The sequence below is a fragment of the Niallia alba genome, assembly GCF_012933555.1.
Classification (GTDB): Bacteria; Bacillota; Bacilli; order Bacillales; family Cytobacillaceae; genus Niallia; species Niallia alba.
The window spans coordinates 995,837-1,017,182 of the sequence record NZ_JABBPK010000001.1 but is presented as its reverse complement, the minus strand read 5'-3'; the positions used below and the strand labels follow the sequence as shown (position 1 = coordinate 1,017,182).

Genomic DNA, 21,346 nt, shown 5'->3' with positions numbered 1-21,346 from the left:
AAAAAGTATAATAAGAGTAACTAGTTTATATAAAAATACGAAACTATTGTAAGGGGATACATAAATGGAGGTTCATTTTAATTTATTGGATGATTTCAATCCTTTTTCGATTGAAAGTATTGGCTATAAATGGGAACAGGAAATGGTTATAAGAGAAGAAGGCTATCCCTATTATCATTGGCTACAAACAGAGGAAGGGTTAGGAGAAGTTACTATTGAACAGCAGAAAATTCGGTTAAAGCCTTCTGAAGGGATTCTAATAGCCCCATTTGTTTCCCATTATTATGAAGCTATATCCGCTAAAGGATGGAAGACAAATTTTTTGACTATTAACGGTACATTCGCTCCAAGCATAGCCAAAATACTTGGTACAGATTCCTTTTATCTTGCAAATGACTGTCCTGATTTTTCCTATAGTGAGTGGACGAAAAGAATGTTGTCCCATATAAAAAACGAAAACAAAAATTCCATCCATCAAAAGCTGTCTATTGATGTGTATACCTTCTTATTAAACATTAGAGATCATGGGTTACACCGAACCTTTCAAACAAATGATTTATATCATCAATATATATCGCCAAGTATTCAATGGATCCAATCCAATTACAGAGAAAAATGTGCCATCGCTGATTTAGCGAAAAGTCTCTTTATTTCACCACAATATTTAAATAAACTTTTTAGACGATTTATCGGTGTCTCTGTCTATCAATATGTCCTTGCTTATCGCATCAAAATGGCAAAAGAAATTTTAGTCACAAATCGCGATTTGAAAATAAAAGACATTACATTTCTAACCGGATTCAATGATACAAGTCATTTTGTAGCCACCTTTAAAAAAGAAACAGGATATACCCCTAAGGAATTCCGCACTTTTTATTAGAAAAAACTCCTCCCTTTCAAAAGGAGGAGTTAATAATATATTATATAGAAGCAACTAGTGCAACATTTGAGCTGGGCTTCCTTATTAAAAAAACTTCTTCTTCCAAAAGACCAAAGCCGTTACGCCTGATAGTAAGAAGGAAATCATAATCGCGATTGTAAAAGAATAGGGTACATCTTGAAATGGGATATGAACATTCATTCCATAGAAGCTTGCAACCATTGTTGGCAATGACAATATAATCGTAAAGGATGTTAAGAATTTCATCACAATATTAACATTATTAGATATAACCGAAGCAAAAGCATCCATCATCCCACTTAAAATAGACATATGAGTTTCTGCCATCTCAATTGCCTGCTGATTCTCAATAATAACATCTTCCAATAATTCTTGATCATCATCATACATTTTCAAATAATTGCTTTTAAGCATTTTTTGCATGACAATATTATTCGATTTTAAGGAAGTAGTAAAATATACTAAGCTTTTTTCTATATTAAGCAAAGAAAATAGCTCTTTATTTTTCATGGACTGGTGAAGTTCCTTTTCAATACTATCTGTCTTTTTGCTGATTTGCTTTAAATATTTTAAATAAGCAGTTGCCATACAATATAGGATTTGCAAAGAAAATCGTGTTTTTTTATACGTAAAAAAGCTCTTCATTCTGCCTTCTGAAAATTGATGAAATATCGGATTATCCTTTAAGCAAACCGTAATAAAGCAATTCTTCGCAATAATCATGCCTAATGGGATGGTGTCATAAATTGGCATATTTTTCTCATCAAAGGAAACAAGAGGAAGATTAACAATTATTAATACATTTTCCCCATCCTTTTCAATTCTTGAACGCTCTTCTTCATCCAATGGATCTTTCATAAACGCAAATGGAATATCTAAACCGGTAGCAATTTCCGTTATTTCGGTTTCTGTTGGGGCAATTAAATTGATCCAGCAGCCATTCATCATGCTATCCGTTTCTTTCAGCATTCCTTCTTCCGTAGAAATATAAATTTTTTTCATGCTTTTACCTCCTCTAGTTATAGAGGAAATCAAAAAAATTCTCTGCCAAATAAAGTTGAATCTTTATCAGTATTCAAACTTCTAAAGGAAGGGTTATTCATGACTTCCTCTTTCATGGCCGTGGGTTCCGGTTCAGGTTCCATACACATTCGATTACTCATAAAAATTCAACTCCTCACTAGTATTCTTTAAACCTATTACATACTACTTTATAATTTATTTATTGTAAACAGAAAAGGTGAAACTTTTCTACCTATCTATCTTTGTGTCCCAACACAAAAATAATGAATAAATTTAGAATTTATTCCATAGATTATTTTCTTAAATATTCGTATAATTTAAAAAAATCCAAAAACACATTACAACACGGAGGTTACATATGAGCGAACTTGCAAAAAAACGGCCAAATTACGCAGAACCAACTCCGCCTAGTAAAACCAAACTAGCGGACAGATTTTTAAACGTCATTGAACGTGCAGGTAATAAGTTACCTGATCCTATTACGTTATTTGTCATCATGTCTGCCATTATTTTAATCGCTTCTTATTTACTATCGTTACTTGGCGTCTCTGCTACGAATCCGAGCTCAGGCGAAACAATTGAAGTAGTTAATTTACTGAATCGCGAAGGCATTATTCAAATCTTAACAAGTATGGTGAGCAACTTCACGTCCTTCCCTCCATTTGGACTAGTATTAGTCATTATGCTAGGTGTAGGTCTTGCAGAAACGACAGGTCTTATCCAAACTGTTATGAAAAGAACGGTGTTAAGTGCACCTAAAAAATTAATACTGCCTGTCATTGTCTTCACTGGGGTTCTTGGCAATATTGCTGCCGATGCAGCATTTATCGTATTTCCTCCTATCGCAGCCCTCATCTTTATGAGCGTAGGAAGAAGTCCAATTGTCGGTCTTATTGCTACCTATGCAGCGATCGCTGGTGGATATAGTGCTAACTTAATTCTAAATTCCTTAGATGTCCTGCTCGCGGGAATTACGGAGCAAGCAGCAAAGGTAGTAGATCCAAATTATGTGGGAAATCCGACAATGAATTATTATTTCTTAATCATTTCTACCTTTGTATTAGTTGCTGTCACTACTTGGGTTACGGTGAAATTTGTGGAACCGCGCTTTGGAAAATACACCGGAGTGGTACAAAAACTAGATCAAGTAACTGCCAATGAAAAAAGAGGTCTACGTTTTGCAGGTATTACCCTAATCATCTATTTTGCTGTCATTTTAATAATGGTTATTCCAAGAAATGGTTGGTTACGTGATTTAGAGACAGGCTCTGTTATTAACTCACCATTTATGTCTTCTATCGTTCCGATTATGCTATTTTTCTTTTTATTACCTGCTTTAGCATATGGTATTGGTTCCAAAACGGTTAAAAATGATAAAGATGTGGCAGAAAAATTATTTAAATCCATTGCGGACTTAGCACCGTTTATCGTGCTAGCTTTTGTCGCTGCACAAATGATTGCTTACTTTAGCTGGAGTAATATTGGTCCGATTCTTGCGATTAAAGGTGCCGAATTGCTTCAAGCGATGAACTTTACTGGACTGCCAATGATTATTGGCTTCATCATTATTTGTTCCTTTATTAATCTATTAATTGCTAGCGCATCTGCAAAATGGGCATTACTTTCTACAATCTTTGTACCAATGTTTATGTATTTAGGCTATAGTCCAGCATTAACACAAATGGCTTATCGAATTGGAGATTCTATCACAAATCCAATCACGCCAATGCTTGCTTACTTTGCGATTCTTTTAGCCTTTGCAAGAAAACACGATAAGTCGATTGGGATTGGAACCTTAATATCTGCTTTACTTCCTTATTCCATCTTCTTTGCCATTACATGGATTCTCTTATTCGCTATTTGGTACTTATGCGGACTTCCTTTAGGACCAGGGGATCCTATCTTCTTAAAATAATTTTAGACGATTCACTACGTGCAACCTGAATCTTTTGGTTGCCGTGCTACATATAATTTTAAAAAAATTGAAATGAGGGGTAAACATGGAAGCTTTATTTTCGCTATTAAAAGAATATGAACAAGAGATGATTGAGATTCGACGTCATCTCCATGAACATCCGGAATTATCCTATCATGAAGTATATACACCTGCTTATATTGCAGAATATCATCAAAAATTAGGGCATGAAGTAAGAACTGGCGTCGGCGGTCGTGGGGTTGTTGCTACACTTAGAGGCAGCAAACCTGGTAAAACCGTTGCATTACGTGCGGACTTTGATGCACTTGCTATCCAAGAGGAAAATGATATCCCTTATAAATCCAAGGTAGACGGCGTTATGCATGCTTGTGGTCATGATGGTCATACGGCTACTTTATTAGTGTTAGCAAAAGCATTGAACAAGCTGCAAGCAGACATAGAAGGAAACATCGTGTTTATTCATCAATTTGCAGAGGAATTATCTCCAGGTGGTGCCATTGCGATGATTGAGGATGGTTGTTTAGAAGGTGTAGACGTGATTTTTGGAACCCATCTATGGGCAACAGAACCAGTTGGAAATATCATGATTAACGCTGGTCCTCTAATGGCAGCTGCAGACCAATTTGATATTACCATTCAAGGAAAAGGTGGTCATGGATCGGAACCACATATGACAAAAGATGCGATTATGATCGGTGCACAATTTATCACCAATGTGCAGCAAATTGTATCAAGACGCGTGAATCCATTACATCCTGCTGTTGTTTCTGTTTGTAATTTTGTAGCTCAAAATCCCTTCAATGTTATTGCCGATACAGTAAAATTAAGTGGAACAGCACGTACATTCCACGATGAGGCTCGTGACTTAATTGAGAAGGAAATCGGAAATGTCATTCAGGCATCATGCCAGATGGTTGGCGCATCTTATGATTATCGTTTTAAACGTGGCTATCCTGCTGTTGTAAATCATAAAGAAGAAACAGACTTTATCATCAAGCATGCAGAACAAATTGAGGAAGTTCAACAAGTAAGAATTTGCGATCCAATTATGGGCGGAGAAGATTTTGCGTATTACTTGCAGCATGTAAAAGGTGCTTTCTTCTTTACAGGTGCAATGGATCCTAACTGGGAGGAAGTCTATCCACATCATCATCCGAAATTCAATATTGATGAACACTCTCTTTTGATCGCAGCTAAGACATTAGGCTCTGCGACATTAAACTATTTAAGTAATGAATCTGTACAAGATAAACAAGAAAGCTTAATCAACGAATAACAGGAAATAGCTGTTCCTATCTTTTATTAGGAACAGCTATTTTCATTAAAAATTCTTTTGCACATTTAACTATTGCTTAGACGATTCAGCGCTCCCCATTTTGTTCTCGCCGTTCATATAAAAACAACGCTACCTTTAAATTCGTTACATCATCTAAATCATCAAAGTCACAATTTAATTTCTCCTGTATTTGCTGAAGACGATAATAAACTGTATTTTGATGAAGATGCATAGATTCTGCTGTTTTTGTTACATTTTTATTTGATTGTAAGTAGTTTTGTAATGTACTTAACCATTCATTTTTCGTTCGATTATTCGACTTAGAGAGAATAGGGCCCAATATATTCTCTACAAAGTATTCAGCTTCTTCTTCTGGAACATTAAATAAGTAGCGCTTATAGCCAAGGGATTGAAAATCAAATACGGATTCTTCTCTTTGATGACTTTCCATTTCTTTCTCTAACAATTCCGCATCTTTATACGACATGGGTAGATGGCGCATGGAGTATACTGGACGGCCAATATATACGACTATTTCCTTATAGATGGATTGTAATCGTTCTACATATTGTCTAATGACTTGAACATTCCCCGCTTCTTTCTTCTTTGCTCCTAACAGTAGAAACAGTTTATTCCGGTTTGGAAAAATCATCACCGAAAATTCCTTTTTGAATACTTGCCGCATCCCTTCTTCTAACAAATTAAGCTGATTCAATTCATCAAAGGAATGCTGTTTGCTTTTGATTACTAGAAAAACAAAGTACTTTGCAGGAATCATCTCCTGCTTCTTCAAATAGCTTTGAACCTCTGGTGTGAAGTGGCTATTTAAAATATCCTTTAATAAAGCTTCCTTTTCCGCTTGCCTATTTTTCAGTTGCTCCTGAAGCTTTATTTGCTCAATGGCAATAATAGAAGCTGCATGTTGAAAGGAAAGCTCACCCACAATATCGAGAGGAACGCTTTTTCCTGTAATCACCAAATATCCAATGGTTCCAAATGAAGATTGGACCGATAAAGCCTGTCCAAACAACTCCTCGTCTTTATATATTTTCTGTAATTGTTGTGTTTGCAAGTTTATCCGATTCTGTCTAATCCAGTCACTTAAAAAAGGAATTTCTACACTAGAGATTGGATGAGAAATATCAAGACGCCCTAATGAATCAAAATAATAAATACAGTCATTGGGATTACGAGCTAGACTTTTTACGAGCGATTGCATCCCATTCCCTTCCAGCACTGTCTCATTTAATTGATTATGCAGTTCAAGAATGGTTTCTAATTGCAGAGCTCTTTGCTGTTTTTCATAAAAAGCACGGGCATTTACAATAGAGATTGCTATCTGACTACCAATTGCTTCTAAAAAACGCAAATCCTCCTCTGTAAAAAATCCGTCATTTTTAAAGTTATCAATTGTAAGAACGCCAATTTTTTGCTGTTGATAAACAAGTAAAACAGACATACAGCTAACTGGCATTAAAGCATGAACTGTCGACTTCAAATAATATTGAAGTGTCTTATTACGCATATTAGACATCGCTTTTTCAATTTCTTCGATTGTATTAATTAGCATGCTTTTACCTTCTGCAAAAACAGTTCCGCTAATTCCTTCTCCTTCTAGAAGCTTATTCTGCAAGTAGATATCTTCCTTAAAATTGACAGCAGCCTCAATTTCTAGATACTGACTTTCCTCATTCCATAGTAATAAAAAACCTGCATCTGCTTTATCAATAGCTCCAATGACGTCTTCGATAATCTGCTGAATTAATTCCTTTAAACTATCATTTGTCGTAATATTTTTTGAAACTTGTATAAATGTATTTAATCGCCGCTCCATATTATTCTCGCTGCTCATTAGCTTCCCTCTTTATTGCTTATTTCAGTTATGTAACTATTATCTCCTTAAGCTTATTATTTGTTAAGAAATTTCCCACAAAAAATAAACAGGACGGCTCTCTATTACTAGAACCGTCCTGTATCCATTATTATACTAGCTTATGCCCACAATTCGAGCAGAAGTTTCCTTCGCCTGTTTTCGCCCCACAATTTGGACAGAAATTTGGTCGCTTTTTCTCCTGATTCTGTGCTACTTCTGGTGCTGGTTGTTGATTTGGTGTTTGCTCTTGATTCTGATTTTGCTTATTCATTTTTTCCATCATTTGATTGGCCATATTCATGCCCATCATCATTCCAGCCATATCAGATGCAGTTCCGCCACCAGAATTTTTCCCGCTGGCCATGCTATCAATCATAGAAATTTGCTGATACTTATCAATATTTCCTACCATTCCGTGCGAAGCATTTTTATTAATCATATCCTGAACTTCTTTTGGATAACTAAAGCTCATAATTTGGAAGCCAGTAATCGTAAGTCCACTTTCTACCATTTGGCTATCTAAATCTTCTCTAATACCTTTCGCAATTTCAAAAGCATTCGCCTGAAGATTAAACATATCCTTTCCTTCTGTGACAATCCACTTCATAAGTAATTGATCTAGAACGGAGGTAATTCGTATTTTTACATCTTCCACTAAATATTGGTTTTTAATTCCGGCAATTTTATCAATTAAAGCGATATAGTCATTTACTTTAAATTGAAACGTTCCATTCGCACGAATTGGCATTCCTCCAGGAAGTCCAACTGCAGGGATGTTTATTGCATTTTTTGTCCCCCATTTCACCGTAAATTCCTTCGTATTTACGAATAATACTTCCACTCGCATTCCACTGTTAAATCCAAATTTAAAGCCTTTTAAAGTAGAAAGAAACGGGATAATTTGCGACTCAATATCATACTCCCCGTCCTCTTGAAAAGCTCCTTCCATACTACCATTGTTTAGAAAGATAGCATCCTGCCCAGGGCGAATAATCAGTTTACTCCCTTTCTTGATTTCACGGTTTTTCCATTTATAGAAAATCATATCTTCCCTAAATTCTTCCCATTCCACTACATTTGCAAATTGATTGCGAAAAAATGACATTTTTTTGTCCCCTTTCAATATTCAAAATAACTGTTTAAAATTTCCCTCTGCTTCCGCTATGGGAGTGACCACCACCAGTGATTCCTCCACCGCCACCTGGATTATTGTTTTGCGGCTTTCTTTGTTTTGTCACTGTTTTACGAATAAATCGGTCGTGTCTATTTACAATTTTAGAATTCCTTTTATCCATATACGTATTTCCATTTACCGTTACTCTCCCGCCTGATTGGAAGACCATAATACTTACAACAATTCCGGCAAGCACGAGCGAGATGATTAGCTGAAAGCCCCAATGATAAAAAAATGCTGGCATTCCACCCGATGTACTATCTTCTGTGTACCCATTTTCAGCATCAGCATTTCCACTGTAACCATACTCATTTTCGAAAGCTGTTGGATCATCAACCAAGTAATAAGCAGATTCCTGCATAAAAGTCGAAAAAGCCTCAAAATAATCCCCAGCTGATAAAGCAGGCGTTATTTCTTCCCGGATATAGTCTAACGTTGAATCATCCAAATAATCTTCCGCTTTTTTAAAACCAGCTAAATATATGTCCCTTTCTTCCATATCAATTGCTAAGATAGCCGTATTTCCAAAAGGCTGGTCATAACCTGGAGCCTCTTCATCATAATAATCCTGAACGTATTTCTTGATATCTTTACCATCTGTACCATCTAGTGTAAGAATCAATAATGCTGTTTCCGTTTCTTCCCCTAGTTCCTCAGCTAAATTCTCAAGATCCATTCTTTCCGTATCTGTTAAAAGTTGTGCATCGTCGAAAATAAATTGCTTTTGGTTTTCTGAAGCTGCTTTGACCGTCCCGCCTGAAAAAGCAGCTAGTATCGTAATAAAGATAAGGAGGAATATACTATACTTTGTTAACCAGTTTCTCAAAAGAAACCACCTCCCATAAAGTAGGAGACACATTTCAATGCAAGAAATGTACCGCTTGCAATCCCACTAAACCATAATGCGACTTTCCCTTTGCTAATTGGCGGTTTTCCTACTACCTTTCCTGTCTGCCCATTCATTGCAAAAATATGCTCCTGGTTCTCGTAGTCATAGCTTACCATCCAGACAGGAAGTAACACATAATCACTGCGAACAGCCTTCGTATCAATATTTTTGTCTCGATAATTAATCGAATGATACCCAGCAAAAGTAGAATGAACAAATGAATCAATATAATCACTCACTTTATTTTTTGCCCTTGGCAGTAATTCTGAATCTGTGTAATTATATTTTTCCGCAATGAAACCAGCAAGATAAGGCGTTTTAAATTCTTTTAGCTGTTCATATGGAAAGGGCTCTAATTTATCCATTAACTGATCATTCATTTTTTCTGAGGCATCCACCGGGATTTTCACATAATCTAAATTTATTTGCCTATATGCTTCATAATACTTCGTTTCCGTATAAATATAATCTCCGCTTGTATAGGTACGAACTTTTGTACAAACAGCTGTCACGTCAACGTTGCTGTTAAGATCATACAACCAAAAAGGAACGTACATACCAGTAATACTTTTTATACGATCTGCATTCATAAACCCTTTCGGAGTCAAAAGCCCTTTCCTACACCATTTTTGAAACGCTGCTACTGCCTCTTCTTTGCTAATTGTAAAAGGAATTACTTTTTTAGGGGCAAGCACGCCTGCCAATCGATCGGCAATGACTATTCCTGTACCGCAAAAACTACAATTTGTTGCAGTCGTATCTGCTTCCGTTATTAATACCGCACCACAATTGTCACAATGGTACTCCTTAACCTCATTATCCTCAAAGGATGCAGACATTAAATTTTCTGGATAGCTCTCGATATTCTCTTCATTTCCACAGCTAGGGCAAGATAAACTCCCAGTATCTGCATTAAAACTCATATCTCCCCCACAATTTGGGCATTTATAATGAAGGATCACGTTAAATCACCTCAATTTATTTATCTTTGACTATATTAATCATAACGTATTTATTCACTTCCTGCTTTGTTGCCGTGAAAAATTTCCGATATATACATATACTGATTAGATTAAAAAAAGTTTCATTTTCAAACATTGCCTTCGACTAATAGTTCCTTATTCTTTTTTGCAAAGATAAATGGGATAATGAAAGAAAAGGGAAAAAAGGGGAAATGGACAAGGGGTACCAGTTTTTATCAGGGGAAAAATTGATGAAAGCACTTTTAATTATCGATGTGCATTCTTTAATAATAATAGAAAAGTTCCCCATTTCTTAAGTAGAAAAGGGAAACTTTTTCATTTACATATTGTTAAAATCACGTCCCACAATATGTTTGATAAGAAGGATTCACTTGTTGTGGTGCTACTCCGTATTCTATTTGTTCCTTTGTATAAGCATAAGGATTGGACAGCATCTGTAATAATTCTTCCATCACACTTAAATCTCCGTTTTCTGCAGCATGAAGGGCTGCTTCTACACGATGATTTCGAGGAATGACAACTGGATTATGTCTTTTCATTTGCTCACGAGCATTTTCTTCTCCGCCTTCTTGACGGTCGATTCTTTCCTTCCAAGCCTTATACCATTCCATAAATGCTGGATTGTTGCTAAGTTCCATTTTGTCTATTTCCCCTAACGTTAAAGAACGAAAGGTATCCGTAAAGTCTGCACGATTATTTTGCATAATCCCAAGGAGCTTTTCCATTAGCTCTGCATCTTTGTCTTCTTCCCCTTCTAATCCTAGCTTTCCTCTCATACCATCAAGCCAGTGTTGTTGATACAAGGTGTTAAATTCATATAATTCTGCTTGAGCAAGTTCCACTGCTTTTTCAACATCATCATGGAATAAGGGAAGTAAGCTTTCAGCAAATCTAGCCAGATTCCAACCAGCCATTTTCGGTTGATTTCCATACGCATAACGACCTTGGACATCAATAGAGCTAAATACGGTATCTAAATGGAAACTATCCATAAAGGCACAGGGGCCATAGTCAATCGTCTCTCCGCTAATGGTCATGTTATCTGTGTTCATAACACCGTGAATAAAACCAACTAACTGCCATTTGGCGATTAAGGCTGCTTGACGTTTAATTACTTCTTTAAACATTTCTACGTAGTGATTCTCATCTTTCGCAATTGCTGGGAAATGTCGATCAATTGCATAATCCGCGAGAGCTTTAAGATCCTCTTTAGAATCAAGAGAAGCTGCATATTGAAAAGTTCCTACTCGCAGATGGCTTGCTGCGACTCTCGTTAAAATGGCACCTGGCAAATCTTTCTCCCGGACAATCTGTTCTCCAGTTGCAATAACAGCTAAACTTCTAGTTGTCGGAATGCCAAGGCCGTGCATCGCTTCACTAATAATATATTCTCTTAGCATCGGCTTAAGCGCTGCTCTACCATCGCCTCCTCGAGAGTATGGTGTGCGGCCAGAACCTTTTAATTGTATATCGAACCTTTCCCCAGCTGGAGTAATCTGTTCTCCAATCAGCATAGCCCTTCCATCACCAAGCATGGTTGGATGGCCAAATTGATGACCTGCATAAGCTTCAGCAAGGGGAAAGCCGCCTTCTGGAATATCATTCCCGCTTAATACTTGTATCGACTCTTGGCGTTGTAATTGTTCCTTATTCAATCCTAATGACTCTACCAAATCCTGATTAAGCTTAACTAAACGAGGAGAACTGACTGGATTTAATGTCATCTTAGAATAGAAAACTTCAGGAAGTCGAGCATAGCTATTATCAAAATTCCAGCCTGTATCTTTTTTCAACTCATTACTACTCATATTGGCTCCCTTCCAATCGTATTTTATATTCCTATTATACCCTTTTCACAGTGTGGAACATGCAATGACGCTTTGCAAAAAGCAGCTGATTATTTTTTATACACTTCTTCTTTTGAATGAAAATCATCCTTGATGATGGTTGCATCCATATTCTCTTTTGTGACAGCAATAGGAGAAAGCAAGATAGTCGGCACTTCGACTTTTCCGTTATTTACTTTATTCTCAACAGAGATCGTTTTTCCATTGGCCATCTGAACTGCAATTTGTGCTACTTCTTCTGCTAATGCTTTGATTGGCTTATATACAGTCATTGTCTGAGTGCCTTGTATGATGCGTTGTGCTGCTGGAAGATCACCATCTTGTCCAGCAACTGGAATTTTCCCAGCTAAGCCATACTTTTCAAGTGCCTTAATTGCACTCCCTGCTGTTGCGTCATTTGCTGCAATAACAGCATCTATATCTTTATTATTTGCCTTTAAGGCTGCTTCCATATTGCTGTAAGCATATTCTGGATCCCAATTTTTTGACCATTGATCATAAACGACCGTAATATTCCCTTTATCTATATAAGGTTGCAATACATGAAATACACCTTTTTTAATAAGATGGGCATTATTATCTGTATCGGCCCCACCAATGTAGACATATTTTCCTTTCGGCACTATCTTAGTAATTGCTTCTGCTTGTAATACTCCAACCATTTCGTTATCAAAAGAAATATATAAATCAACATCAGCATTTTTTATTAAGCGATCATAAGAGAGCACCTTTATTCCAGAAGAGTGTGCTTTTTTTACAATTGTAGCCATTGCTTCTGCATTATGTGGAACGACAACTAATAAATCTACTCCCTTACTGATTAACGTTTCTGCCTGTAGAATTTGCAGGGCATCGTCTCCATTTGCAGCATAGATTTCTACTTCTGCTCCTAATTCTTCTACTGCTTCTCTAAATAACTCTCTATCTCTCAGCCATCTATCTTCCTTTAATGTGTCCATTGAAAAGCCTATTTTAAGTTTCTTGTTTCCTTCTTCTGAATTCTTGTTATTGGCAGAAGGAGTAGCTAGCGGACGACTGACTTCCGTTTCTTTTTCCTTATAACAGCCAGAAATGACCCCCACCAAGCATAGTACTACAAGAACTAACCATGAATGTTTTCCAATCTGTTTCATTCATTTCTCTCCTATTTATATTCGCTGTTTTCCCTTTAGCTTTTTTTCATAAGGAACTTGTTTTTGAAAGAAGAAACTATAATGATTTATTCACTAATAATAATTTCCGATATTCCTTTGGTGACATATTACAAAGCTTTTTAAAGACTTTACTAAAATAATTCGGATCGTGGTAACCGACTTCAAAGGTAATTTCTTTGATACTCTTATCTGTATCTCGTATTAATTCTTTTGCTTTTTCAATTCGACACTCTGTTAAAAAATCAATGTAATTAATTCCTTGTTTTTCTTTAAAAATCTTGCTTATATAAATGGGACTCAGACCAACTTTCCTTGCCAATGACTCTAAAGAAATATCTTCTTGGGAATGCGTTAGAATATATTGTTTCAACTGATGAATCGCATCTGCTTCTAATCGATCTGTTCTTTGTTTGAAGGAATGAATCATCTTATCAAGCAATCTCGTCGTTTCTAATTGCAGTTGGCGAAAATTCAATGGCTTATATGCATATAAAGGAATATCTGATTCTATGCCCATCTCATCCATCACTCGTGACACAATCCAAAGAATCTCTAATATTCGCTGCTGTGTATGGAGTACATCTGCCCCTTCCTTTTCGTAGTACTGTATAATATATAAAATATATTTTCGTACATTTTCCCATTGCCCTATTCGAATTTGATCAGCGAATTCCTTTTTCCGATGCTCTACAAGCTTTCCAGTTATTGAATCATTGGTAGCCGACATTTCATCTGAATAAAATCGATATTTTACTGGAGATGAAACATCCATTGTTGCAAAAAGGGCTTCGTGATACGATTGACGAACTTTCTCCAGGGAAGAGGAGACATTGCCGATTCCAATAAAGTACTCTGCTCCCTGCGTTCGCTTAAGAATGGATAGTAATTGATGAGCCAATACTGTTGCTTGTGTGCGAAAAGAATGCTTTTCATCTCTAAACACAATAATTGGAAGATGACTACCATATAGTGCACCTATCCAACAGCTTTTCGTTTCTCTGATTTTTTCTTTTATAATAGGATAAAGGGACTCTGCTCCCGTTGGCATCAACACTAGCATGATAAACATTTCATTCGTGGACGGTGTCTCTAACATTTCAACAAGCATATCAACATGCACTTCATGAACATGATCAAATAACAATTGTGTCACCACATCTGTTTCAACAAGCGAGAGTGCTTTTTGGAATGCCTCTTCTTGAAACTTTCTCATCACAGCTTCTCTTTGTTCCTCTTTAATTTGTTGAAATGTCTTGCCGACTGTTGCTATTATTTCACTTGCTCGACTCGGTTTAAGAATATAATCCTTTACTCCTAGCTTAATCGCTTGGCGCATATATTCGAATGTATCAAAAGCAGTTACCATAATGAAGCGAATCATCGAATTTAGAGCCGTAATCCTTTCAATTGTTTCTAATCCATTGAGACCAGGCATTTTAATATCCATTAGGATTAAATCCGGTTGAAATGTTTTCGCTAATTCAATTGCCATTTTTCCATTTTTCGCTTGCATTATCTTTGTATCAGGAAAGCCCTTCTTAATAATCGCCTCCATTCCTTCTCTCTCTAATTGTTCGTCATCTACAATGAGGAGTTTTATCATCATCCCACACCCTATTTTTTTATTTGAATGATCACCTTAGTTCCTGAGCCCACCTGACTCTTAATCGTTATTACATCATCATCACCATAAAAAAGTCGCAGTCTTTTTACCACATTGCTAAAGCCTATTCCGATGCCCTTTGATTCCTTTTCAAAAGGATGTAAATTTTCTGCTAGTAACTGTTGTATTTTTTCTAGCGGAATACCAATCCCATCATCTTCAATTTCAATTAGAACTTCCTCCATCTCATCCTTTACTCGTATCCAAATCGTTCCGCCATCCTCACTCGGTTCCACCGCATGGATAACAGCGTTTTCAATTATCGGCTGTAAAGTTAATGACGGAATTCTTCTATTTAGGCAACATTCATCTATCTCCATGAAAAACTGAAGTCTATCTGTAAATCTTGCTTTTTGAATATCCATATATTGCTTTAAAACCATTATTTCCTCTCGAAGCGTCACGGACCGATCTAGTTGTTTTAAATTGTACCGAAGGATTCCTGCAACACTAACTAACAAATCACTTGTTTCTTCTGAACCTTCTAAATAAGCCTTTTTTGATATCGTATTTAATGTATTAAAGAGAAAATGAGGGCTTATCTGGCTTTGTAAGCTTTTAAACTGACTTTCCTGCAACAATATTTTACTCTGCTGCAATTCGTGCTCTAGCTGTGCTTTATGCTTTATTTCGGATATAAGCATATTAATATTTTTTCTCATCCGATCAAAAGTTCTTGCTAAAAAGGCAATTTCGTCTTTTGTGTCTACTTTCACCTGCAAATCAAATCGTCCTTTCGATAATTCATTTGCTGCCTGGGTTAGCTTCGATATTGGTCTTGTGATGGTTAACGAAAACCAGTATGTCACAAAAAAGAGCACACACATAATTAATAATAAAAGGAAGATTCCTAGTTTCATTACTTCACCTGACTGCTTAATAATTCCGCGGTAAAAGCGGTCATAGGTTTTGAGTTCTGTATCTACTAAAGATAGAGACATCTCTGAGATATATGTTGATATTCTCGTCACTTCCGAAAATTCTTGAGCAGCGGCTTCCCCGTCATTTTCCGATAAAAATAAAAGAAGTCTATTTGTGGTTTCAATAAAACTGTCCATGAGATGAACATAATTTGTTAGAGTGAAATTATTCTCAGCGTTTCTTAACGTAATTACTCCTTGTTTTGCGTCCTCCATTCTTTTCTTACTTTGAGTAAGCTTTGACATATTTTCTTCCGATGGATTGATCATATAATTATTTAAATCCGCAACTATATTTTGACTGCTAGAGGTGACTTCATTTAACTTTAAATAGCGTTGCAAAATTTCATTATACTGCTGCTGTGTTTTATGATTGTAATAAGTAAGTGCTATCCAAATAATAGACATGATAATCAATACGATGGTTGTAAGCAAAAGGATTTTTTTTTGAATACTATTCATATGTATTGTTCGCTTTCTGAACTTTAATGTCTGTTAAATAGCCATTCTTATCTAAAGGAACTTTTTCTCCATTTAGCCATTCCATCATCAACTGCACACTCATTTCTCCCATTGCTTCTGGGGATTGCTCCACCATCGCATCTAAGGTTCCCGCTTCTAAAAGAGAGATTGACTCCGGCCCATCGTCAAAAGAATACAAATAATACGGCTCTATTTGGTAACGCTTACTTATTTCTTTAATTAAAGTTCCTAGCACATTCGCATTAATAGCTATGAATGCATTTGTATCCGGCTCCCGATTTAAAATATCTTGTGTTGCAACAACTACTTGTTCTTTCGACGTATCAATCGTTTTTGCATAGACAACGTTAATATCTTTATATTGTTTAAATATTTCCTCTATACCATTTAATCGCTGTTTTTGAAAATATTCCTCCTTGGAATCAAACATAAGAACAACCTTTCCTTTCTTCCCCATATCTTGTACTAGTTGTTCGGCAATTTCTTTCCCTGCTAGAAACTGATCGGAACCTACATAGGTTCGTCGTAAACTATCAGCAATTGGTATATCATTGGCAACCGTAATAATAGGAATTCCATAAAAGGATGCTTTTATTTTCGTTAAATTTTTAAATTCATCCGTATCCAATCCCTGCACGATTATTCCATCCACTTTCGATTGGATCGCTATTTCAATACTTTTCAAAAAATCTTCCTCATTATTGCCATAGCTTCCCCACACTTCAAAACTTACATCTTCAGCTTCTGCTTGCTTTCTTGCACCAGCTGCAACTTTGTCCCAAAAGGGAGTATCTCTCTCTTGGGTGATTAACACAAGGCGTTGCTGGTTTTGAGTCGTAACACGATCAGAGGGAAACTGCCAATCTGCGCGAAAAACATTTTTTGCCGTAATAAAGGTAAAATAACAAAGAATTAAAATAGCTGTTAATAATACAATCATGCTCGTTTTTCGCACTACACCGATCTCCTTCCAATTAAATACATCCTACAAACTAAATCATAGCATCCTTTTTAAATAGTACAATACTTATAATCAATGGAATAAGAAATGTCTAGCCTAGTGAAGAATTACAAGATTAATGGATAGAAAACGAGGTTTTAGCAGAAATAGGAGAGACTTAGTCTCTCCTCTAATTATTTTGACTTTCTTGTCATTACATCAAAAATAACTGCCCCTGCAAGAACGCCTCCTCTAATCATATATTGATAAGAGATACCAACTCCTAGTAAATTCATTCCGCTTGAAAGAGATGCCATTACGATTGCTCCGATAATCGCTCCTGTTACTTTTCCAACCCCTCCAGCTGCTGAAACGCCTCCCACATAAGCAGCTGCAATGGCGTCTAACTCGAATAAGGTACCCGCTGTAGTAGTTGCAGATTGGAGTCGGGCCGTGAATAAAATACCAGACAATGCTGCCATCATTCCCATCGATCCGAAAACAATATAAGTAATCTTTTTCACATTGATTCCGCTAAGATGTGCTGCTTCCGGATTGCTTCCAACTGCATAAATATGTCTGCCAAGCACTGTTTTCGTTGTTAAGAAGTGATATACAAATACGACGGCAAGCATAATAACGACAGTCCATGAAAATCCATTATATCCTGCAAGAATCCATGTAATATAGGCAATAATGACAGAAACAAATGCTAGTTTTAAAAGGAACATTGGTTTAGAAAGAACATCGAACTTATACTTCAGCTTATTATTTCTATTAGATATTTCACTATAAATATAAACAAGAATTCCAGCTAATCCCACTAATAGAGATAACAGATGCAATCCATTTACTTCCAATAACGATGGAATATATCCATTACCAATCGCATTGAATGCATCATTTTGAATAATAATCGTTCCCGTCTTCTCTGTCACCTGTAGCAACGCACCGCGAAAAATCAACATACCAGCTAAGGTTGCAACAAATGACGGTATTCCTACTTGGGCTACTAAAAGGCCATTAAACAAACCTACTAAAATTCCAAGAATAAGAATAATCGGAATCGCGATATAGACAGGAACACCTGCCTGTGTTAATAGAATCGCTGCAATAGCACCGAGAAATCCAGCAACAAATCCAACAGATAAATCGATATGACGAATAACAATTATTAGCGTCATTGCAACAGCGAGCACTGCTATATATCCTGCTGAATCTAGTAAGTTGCTTATATTACGTGAAGAAATAAATAGTCCGTCTGTCATAATTGTAAATACTAGAATAATAACAAACAAAGCAATATACATTCCGTATTCACGAATATTTGCTCGAATAAGTGTCTTTGCTTCTTGATACATCTTCTTCCCACCCTCCTATTGTGTGGCCAGCTGCATAATTTTTTCTTGATTTGCTTCTTCTATATTCAATTCACCTTTCATCTCTGTTTGCGCCATGACATATACTCGGTCACTCATGCCAAGTACCTCTCCTAACTCTGATGAAATCATGATGATGCTTAACCCCTCTTCGATTAACTTATTCATCACACTATAAATTTCAAATTTTGCTCCGACATCAATTCCGCGAGTCGGTTCATCTAAGATTAATAGTTTCGGAGCCACAAATAGCCACTTACCAAGGGATACTTTTTGCTGGTTTCCTCCACTTAAATTACCAGCTAGCTGTTCAAGAGATGAAGCTTTTATATGAAGCGACTTTTTATAGGAATCTGCAATCTTAATTTCTTCGTTTTGATTAATGACTCCCTTTTGCGCAATTCCTTTCAAATTAGCAGCGGAGATATTACTCTTAATGTCTTGCAGCAAGAATAATCCATCTCCTTTACGGTCTTCTGTTACATATGCAATTCCTGCTTGAATGGCATCACTCGTGTGTTTAAGCTTTTGCGTCTGCCCATCCAGCAACATTTCCCCTTGAATTTTATACGATTTAGCATTACCAAAAATACTTAATGCGAGTTCTGTTCGTCCTGATCCCATTAGGCCTGCAATTCCAACAATTTCACCTTTCTTTACATGAAGGTTAATATTCTTTACTACTTCCCGCCCTATTTGAGGATCATAAGCACTCCAATTTTTCAACTCTAAAACAGATTCTCCTTTTACCTTCTTATCTCGTTTCGGATAAATATCTTCTATTTCTCTACCAACCATATTTTTTATAATAATATTTTCTGTAATTTCTCCTTGTGCAGCATCTAATGTACAAATTGTTTTCCCATCACGAAGAACAGTTGCTTTGTCTGCTATCGAGATAACTTCCTTTAACTTATGGGAAATCATAATACAGGTAATCCCTTGCTTCTTTAGTTCCTTTAATAATTGGAGTAAGTTGTCACTGTCATCTTCGTTTAATGCTGCTGTCGGTTCATCCAAAATTAGAAGTTTTACATCTTTACTTAATGCTTTTGCAATTTCAATTAGCTGTCTTTTTCCTACACTTAAATCTTTAACAAGCGTGTCTGGAGCGACATCTAATTTCACCTTTTCTAATAATTTCTTTGATTGTACAATTGTTTGATTCCAGTTAATAACTCCACCCTGTTTGACTTCATTGCCGGCAAAAATATTTTCATATACCGTTAAATCTGGAAATAATGCAAGCTCTTGATAAATAATAACAATACCTGTTTTTACACTGTCACTAATTCGATGAAACTGCTGAATTTCATCTTCGAACACAATGTCTCCATCATATGTTCCATAGGGATGTACTCCACTTAAAACTTTCATTAAAGTCGATTTGCCCGCACCATTTTCCCCGATTAAACAATGTATTTCTCCTTTTTCAACTTTGAAATTCACATCACTTAATGCCTTAACTCCTGTAAATTCCTTTGTAATCCCATTCATTTCGAGAATATATTCACTCATTTTCTTCCTCCTTTGCATCTTAATGGGAATGGGTTAAAGGGTCGATCCCCACTTAATCTATCCACTTTATAATTTCCATGGATTACATCAAGTGAGGTCGACTTTTTGGTTAATCCCTTTTAAAAATTACTTTAATCCTGTAAATTCGCTTGCTTCGTAATAATCAGAGTCAATTAATTCTTTTTGGACATTATCTTTATCCACGACGATAACGTCTGTTTGTTTTGCTTTTACATCGATCTCTCCATTATCATAAGAACCTGTAGTTTCTGGTGTTTTTCCATCTAAGATATCAATGGCAATTCCCATTGCATCGGTTACTAATGTGCGAACATCTTTAAATACAGTCATGGATTGCTTTCCATCAATCACATATTGAATAGATGCTTTTTCTGCATCTTGACCTGTTACAAAATAGCTTGAAATATCACCATCTGAAGCAAATACATCTGCGATTGCACGTGCTGTACCATCGTTTGGTGCTAATACAGCGACATCACCCTTCATCTCGGTATCAACTGCAGTTAAATGTGTTTGGGCTTTATTTTTCGCTTCATTTGGATCCCAGTTTGTCGTAACCTGTCCAAGGATTTTACTCATTTCATCGCGGCTAAGCTCCTGCTTATCTTTTACCTTTTCTGCCTCACTTGAGTTAGCGATTTTGAATGTACCATCGGCAATTTTCGGTTGAAGTACACTCCATGCTCCTTCAAAGAATAAGAAGGCATTGTTATCTGATGCCGCTCCCGCATAAAGATACAACGGTACTTCTTTTCCTTCTGAGTGATCAATTAAATACTGCCCTTGAGCTGCACCAACAGCTACACTATCGAAAGTGACATAATAATCAACTGCATCTGTGTCTGTAATCAGACGATCATAGGAGATAACTTTAATATCATCTTTTTTTGCAGCTTCTACTGCAGCTGCTGCCGCTGCCCCGTCTTGCGGTGTAATGATAAGTACATCAATACCTTTATTGATTAATGTTTCCACATTTTCTTTTTCTTTTGCAGAGGAACCTTGGCTGAATAAAATTTCAGTTGTGTATTCAGAATCTTTTAACGCATCTTTAAAGCGCTGTTCATCTTGAACCCAACGTGGCTCATCTTTTGTTGGCAAGACAATACCTACACTGATTTTATTACTGCTACCACCTGTGCTATTGCTACAAGCTCCCATCAGAGCCGCAATTAGCATTACAACAAGTAATAAGGATATGGATTTCCATCTTTTCATTGATTTTTCCCCCTTAATTTGTTCTTCCTTTTGTCTTACAGTTAAAATTGTAGAAGAAAAACCATCTGTTTGTAAGCGTTAACAATAGTATTCTTTTAATATCTTCTGTATTTTTTTAATATCCATTTTCTTTTTCCATTTTTTTATC

17 protein-coding genes are annotated in these 21,346 nt (G+C 36.3%); 3 read left to right on the top strand and 14 right to left on the bottom strand.

Annotated elements, in window-relative coordinates; genetic code table 11:
- Window positions 1-64: 64 nt before the first annotated feature.
- Window positions 65-880, top strand: a complete 816-nt coding sequence (locus HHU08_RS05085; RefSeq protein WP_169187952.1) for an AraC family transcriptional regulator — start codon at window positions 65-67, stop codon at window positions 878-880.
- An 84-nt stretch (window positions 881-964) separates the two neighbouring features.
- On the opposite strand, the gene HHU08_RS05080 is transcribed toward HHU08_RS05085, so the two are convergent.
- Together HHU08_RS05080 and HHU08_RS25400 are read right to left on the bottom strand one after the other, a co-directional pair.
- Window positions 965-1,903 carry a magnesium transporter CorA family protein gene (locus tag HHU08_RS05080; RefSeq protein ID WP_169187951.1) on the bottom strand — a complete coding sequence of 313 codons (939 nt, stop codon included), beginning with the start codon at window positions 1,901-1,903 and terminating at the stop codon, window positions 965-967.
- 29 nt (window positions 1,904-1,932) lie between these two features.
- Complete coding sequence (locus HHU08_RS25400; RefSeq protein WP_268927023.1) at window positions 1,933-2,064, bottom strand: hypothetical protein; 132 nt, start codon at window positions 2,062-2,064, stop codon at window positions 1,933-1,935.
- Between the two features lie 218 nt (window positions 2,065-2,282).
- On the opposite strand from HHU08_RS25400, the gene HHU08_RS05075 reads away from it, so the two are divergent.
- Window positions 2,283-3,839, top strand: a complete 1,557-nt coding sequence (locus HHU08_RS05075) for an AbgT family transporter (protein ID WP_169187950.1) — start codon at window positions 2,283-2,285, stop codon at window positions 3,837-3,839.
- A gap of 85 nt (window positions 3,840-3,924) precedes the next feature.
- Complete coding sequence (locus tag HHU08_RS05070; RefSeq protein WP_169187949.1) at window positions 3,925-5,136, top strand: amidohydrolase; 1,212 nt, start codon at window positions 3,925-3,927, stop codon at window positions 5,134-5,136.
- 85 nt (window positions 5,137-5,221) lie between these two features.
- Here the strand turns inward: HHU08_RS05070 and HHU08_RS05065 are convergent, their stop codons facing one another.
- The 12 genes from HHU08_RS05065 to HHU08_RS05010 form a co-directional block, all read right to left on the bottom strand.
- Window positions 5,222-6,988: a helix-turn-helix domain-containing protein gene (locus HHU08_RS05065; protein ID WP_169187948.1), complete on the bottom strand. Its 1,767-nt coding sequence runs from the start codon at window positions 6,986-6,988 to the stop codon at window positions 5,222-5,224.
- Window positions 6,989-7,118: 130 nt separating this feature from the next.
- Window positions 7,119-8,114, bottom strand: a complete 996-nt coding sequence (locus HHU08_RS05060; protein ID WP_016202716.1) for an SPFH domain-containing protein — start codon at window positions 8,112-8,114, stop codon at window positions 7,119-7,121.
- 34 nt (window positions 8,115-8,148) lie between these two features.
- Complete coding sequence (locus tag HHU08_RS05055) at window positions 8,149-9,009, bottom strand: TPM domain-containing protein (RefSeq protein WP_016202715.1); 861 nt, start codon at window positions 9,007-9,009, stop codon at window positions 8,149-8,151.
- Window positions 9,006-10,034 carry a TFIIB-type zinc ribbon-containing protein gene (locus HHU08_RS05050; RefSeq protein WP_169187947.1) on the bottom strand — a complete coding sequence of 343 codons (1,029 nt, stop codon included), beginning with the start codon at window positions 10,032-10,034 and terminating at the stop codon, window positions 9,006-9,008. Before HHU08_RS05050 ends, HHU08_RS05055 begins: the two co-directional genes overlap by 4 nt.
- A 356-nt stretch (window positions 10,035-10,390) precedes the next feature.
- Window positions 10,391-11,863 carry a protein adenylyltransferase SelO gene (locus HHU08_RS05045; protein WP_169187946.1) on the bottom strand — a complete coding sequence of 491 codons (1,473 nt, stop codon included), beginning with the start codon at window positions 11,861-11,863 and terminating at the stop codon, window positions 10,391-10,393.
- 89 nt (window positions 11,864-11,952) lie between these two features.
- On the bottom strand, window positions 11,953-13,035 hold the full coding sequence (xylF, locus tag HHU08_RS05040) for a D-xylose ABC transporter substrate-binding protein (RefSeq protein WP_101729621.1): 1,083 nt from the start codon (window positions 13,033-13,035) through the stop codon (window positions 11,953-11,955).
- A 76-nt stretch (window positions 13,036-13,111) separates the two neighbouring features.
- Window positions 13,112-14,659, bottom strand: a complete 1,548-nt coding sequence (locus tag HHU08_RS05035) for a response regulator (RefSeq protein ID WP_016202711.1) — start codon at window positions 14,657-14,659, stop codon at window positions 13,112-13,114.
- Between the two features lie 11 nt (window positions 14,660-14,670).
- On the bottom strand, window positions 14,671-16,101 hold the full coding sequence (locus HHU08_RS05030; RefSeq protein WP_101729622.1) for a sensor histidine kinase: 1,431 nt from the start codon (window positions 16,099-16,101) through the stop codon (window positions 14,671-14,673).
- Window positions 16,094-17,077, bottom strand: coding sequence for a sugar ABC transporter substrate-binding protein (locus HHU08_RS05025; protein WP_016202709.1), 984 nt, complete (start codon window positions 17,075-17,077; stop codon window positions 16,094-16,096). The genes HHU08_RS05030 and HHU08_RS05025 overlap by 8 nt, the downstream gene beginning before the upstream one ends.
- A gap of 179 nt (window positions 17,078-17,256) precedes the next feature.
- Complete coding sequence (locus tag HHU08_RS05020; protein ID WP_016202708.1) at window positions 17,257-18,423, bottom strand: sugar ABC transporter permease; 1,167 nt, start codon at window positions 18,421-18,423, stop codon at window positions 17,257-17,259.
- Between the two features lie 15 nt (window positions 18,424-18,438).
- The gene (locus HHU08_RS05015; protein ID WP_016202707.1) at window positions 18,439-19,959 is read right to left on the bottom strand and encodes a sugar ABC transporter ATP-binding protein; all 1,521 of its coding nucleotides are present in this window, start codon (window positions 19,957-19,959) and stop codon (window positions 18,439-18,441) included.
- A 126-nt stretch (window positions 19,960-20,085) separates the two neighbouring features.
- Entirely contained in the window at window positions 20,086-21,198 is a 1,113-nt protein-coding gene (locus tag HHU08_RS05010; protein ID WP_169187945.1) for a sugar ABC transporter substrate-binding protein, read from the bottom strand.
- Window positions 21,199-21,346 lie beyond the last annotated feature (148 nt).

What these genes read in the sequence shown, in the direction of transcription:
- HHU08_RS25400 (WP_268927023.1), bottom strand. Translation starts at nt 2,064, where the DNA reads ATGAGTAATCGAATGTGTATGGAACCTGAACCGGAACCCACGGCCATG.
- HHU08_RS05085 (WP_169187952.1), top strand. Translation starts at nt 65, where the DNA reads ATGGAGGTTCATTTTAATTTATTGGATGATTTCAATCCTTTTTCGATT.
- HHU08_RS05030 (WP_101729622.1), bottom strand. Translation starts at nt 16,101, where the DNA reads ATGAATAGTATTCAAAAAAAAATCCTTTTGCTTACAACCATCGTATTG.
- xylF (WP_101729621.1), bottom strand. Translation starts at nt 13,035, where the DNA reads ATGAAACAGATTGGAAAACATTCATGGTTAGTTCTTGTAGTACTATGC.
- HHU08_RS05080 (WP_169187951.1), bottom strand. Translation starts at nt 1,903, where the DNA reads ATGAAAAAAATTTATATTTCTACGGAAGAAGGAATGCTGAAAGAAACG.
- HHU08_RS05065 (WP_169187948.1), bottom strand. Translation starts at nt 6,988, where the DNA reads ATGAGCAGCGAGAATAATATGGAGCGGCGATTAAATACATTTATACAA.
- HHU08_RS05075 (WP_169187950.1), top strand. Translation starts at nt 2,283, where the DNA reads ATGAGCGAACTTGCAAAAAAACGGCCAAATTACGCAGAACCAACTCCG.
- HHU08_RS05010 (WP_169187945.1), bottom strand. Translation starts at nt 21,198, where the DNA reads ATGAAAAGATGGAAATCCATATCCTTATTACTTGTTGTAATGCTAATT.
- HHU08_RS05045 (WP_169187946.1), bottom strand. Translation starts at nt 11,863, where the DNA reads ATGAGTAGTAATGAGTTGAAAAAAGATACAGGCTGGAATTTTGATAAT.
- HHU08_RS05035 (WP_016202711.1), bottom strand. Translation starts at nt 14,659, where the DNA reads ATGATAAAACTCCTCATTGTAGATGACGAACAATTAGAGAGAGAAGGA.
- HHU08_RS05020 (WP_016202708.1), bottom strand. Translation starts at nt 18,423, where the DNA reads ATGTATCAAGAAGCAAAGACACTTATTCGAGCAAATATTCGTGAATAC.
- HHU08_RS05015 (WP_016202707.1), bottom strand. Translation starts at nt 19,959, where the DNA reads ATGAGTGAATATATTCTCGAAATGAATGGGATTACAAAGGAATTTACA.
- HHU08_RS05060 (WP_016202716.1), bottom strand. Translation starts at nt 8,114, where the DNA reads ATGTCATTTTTTCGCAATCAATTTGCAAATGTAGTGGAATGGGAAGAA.
- HHU08_RS05070 (WP_169187949.1), top strand. Translation starts at nt 3,925, where the DNA reads ATGGAAGCTTTATTTTCGCTATTAAAAGAATATGAACAAGAGATGATT.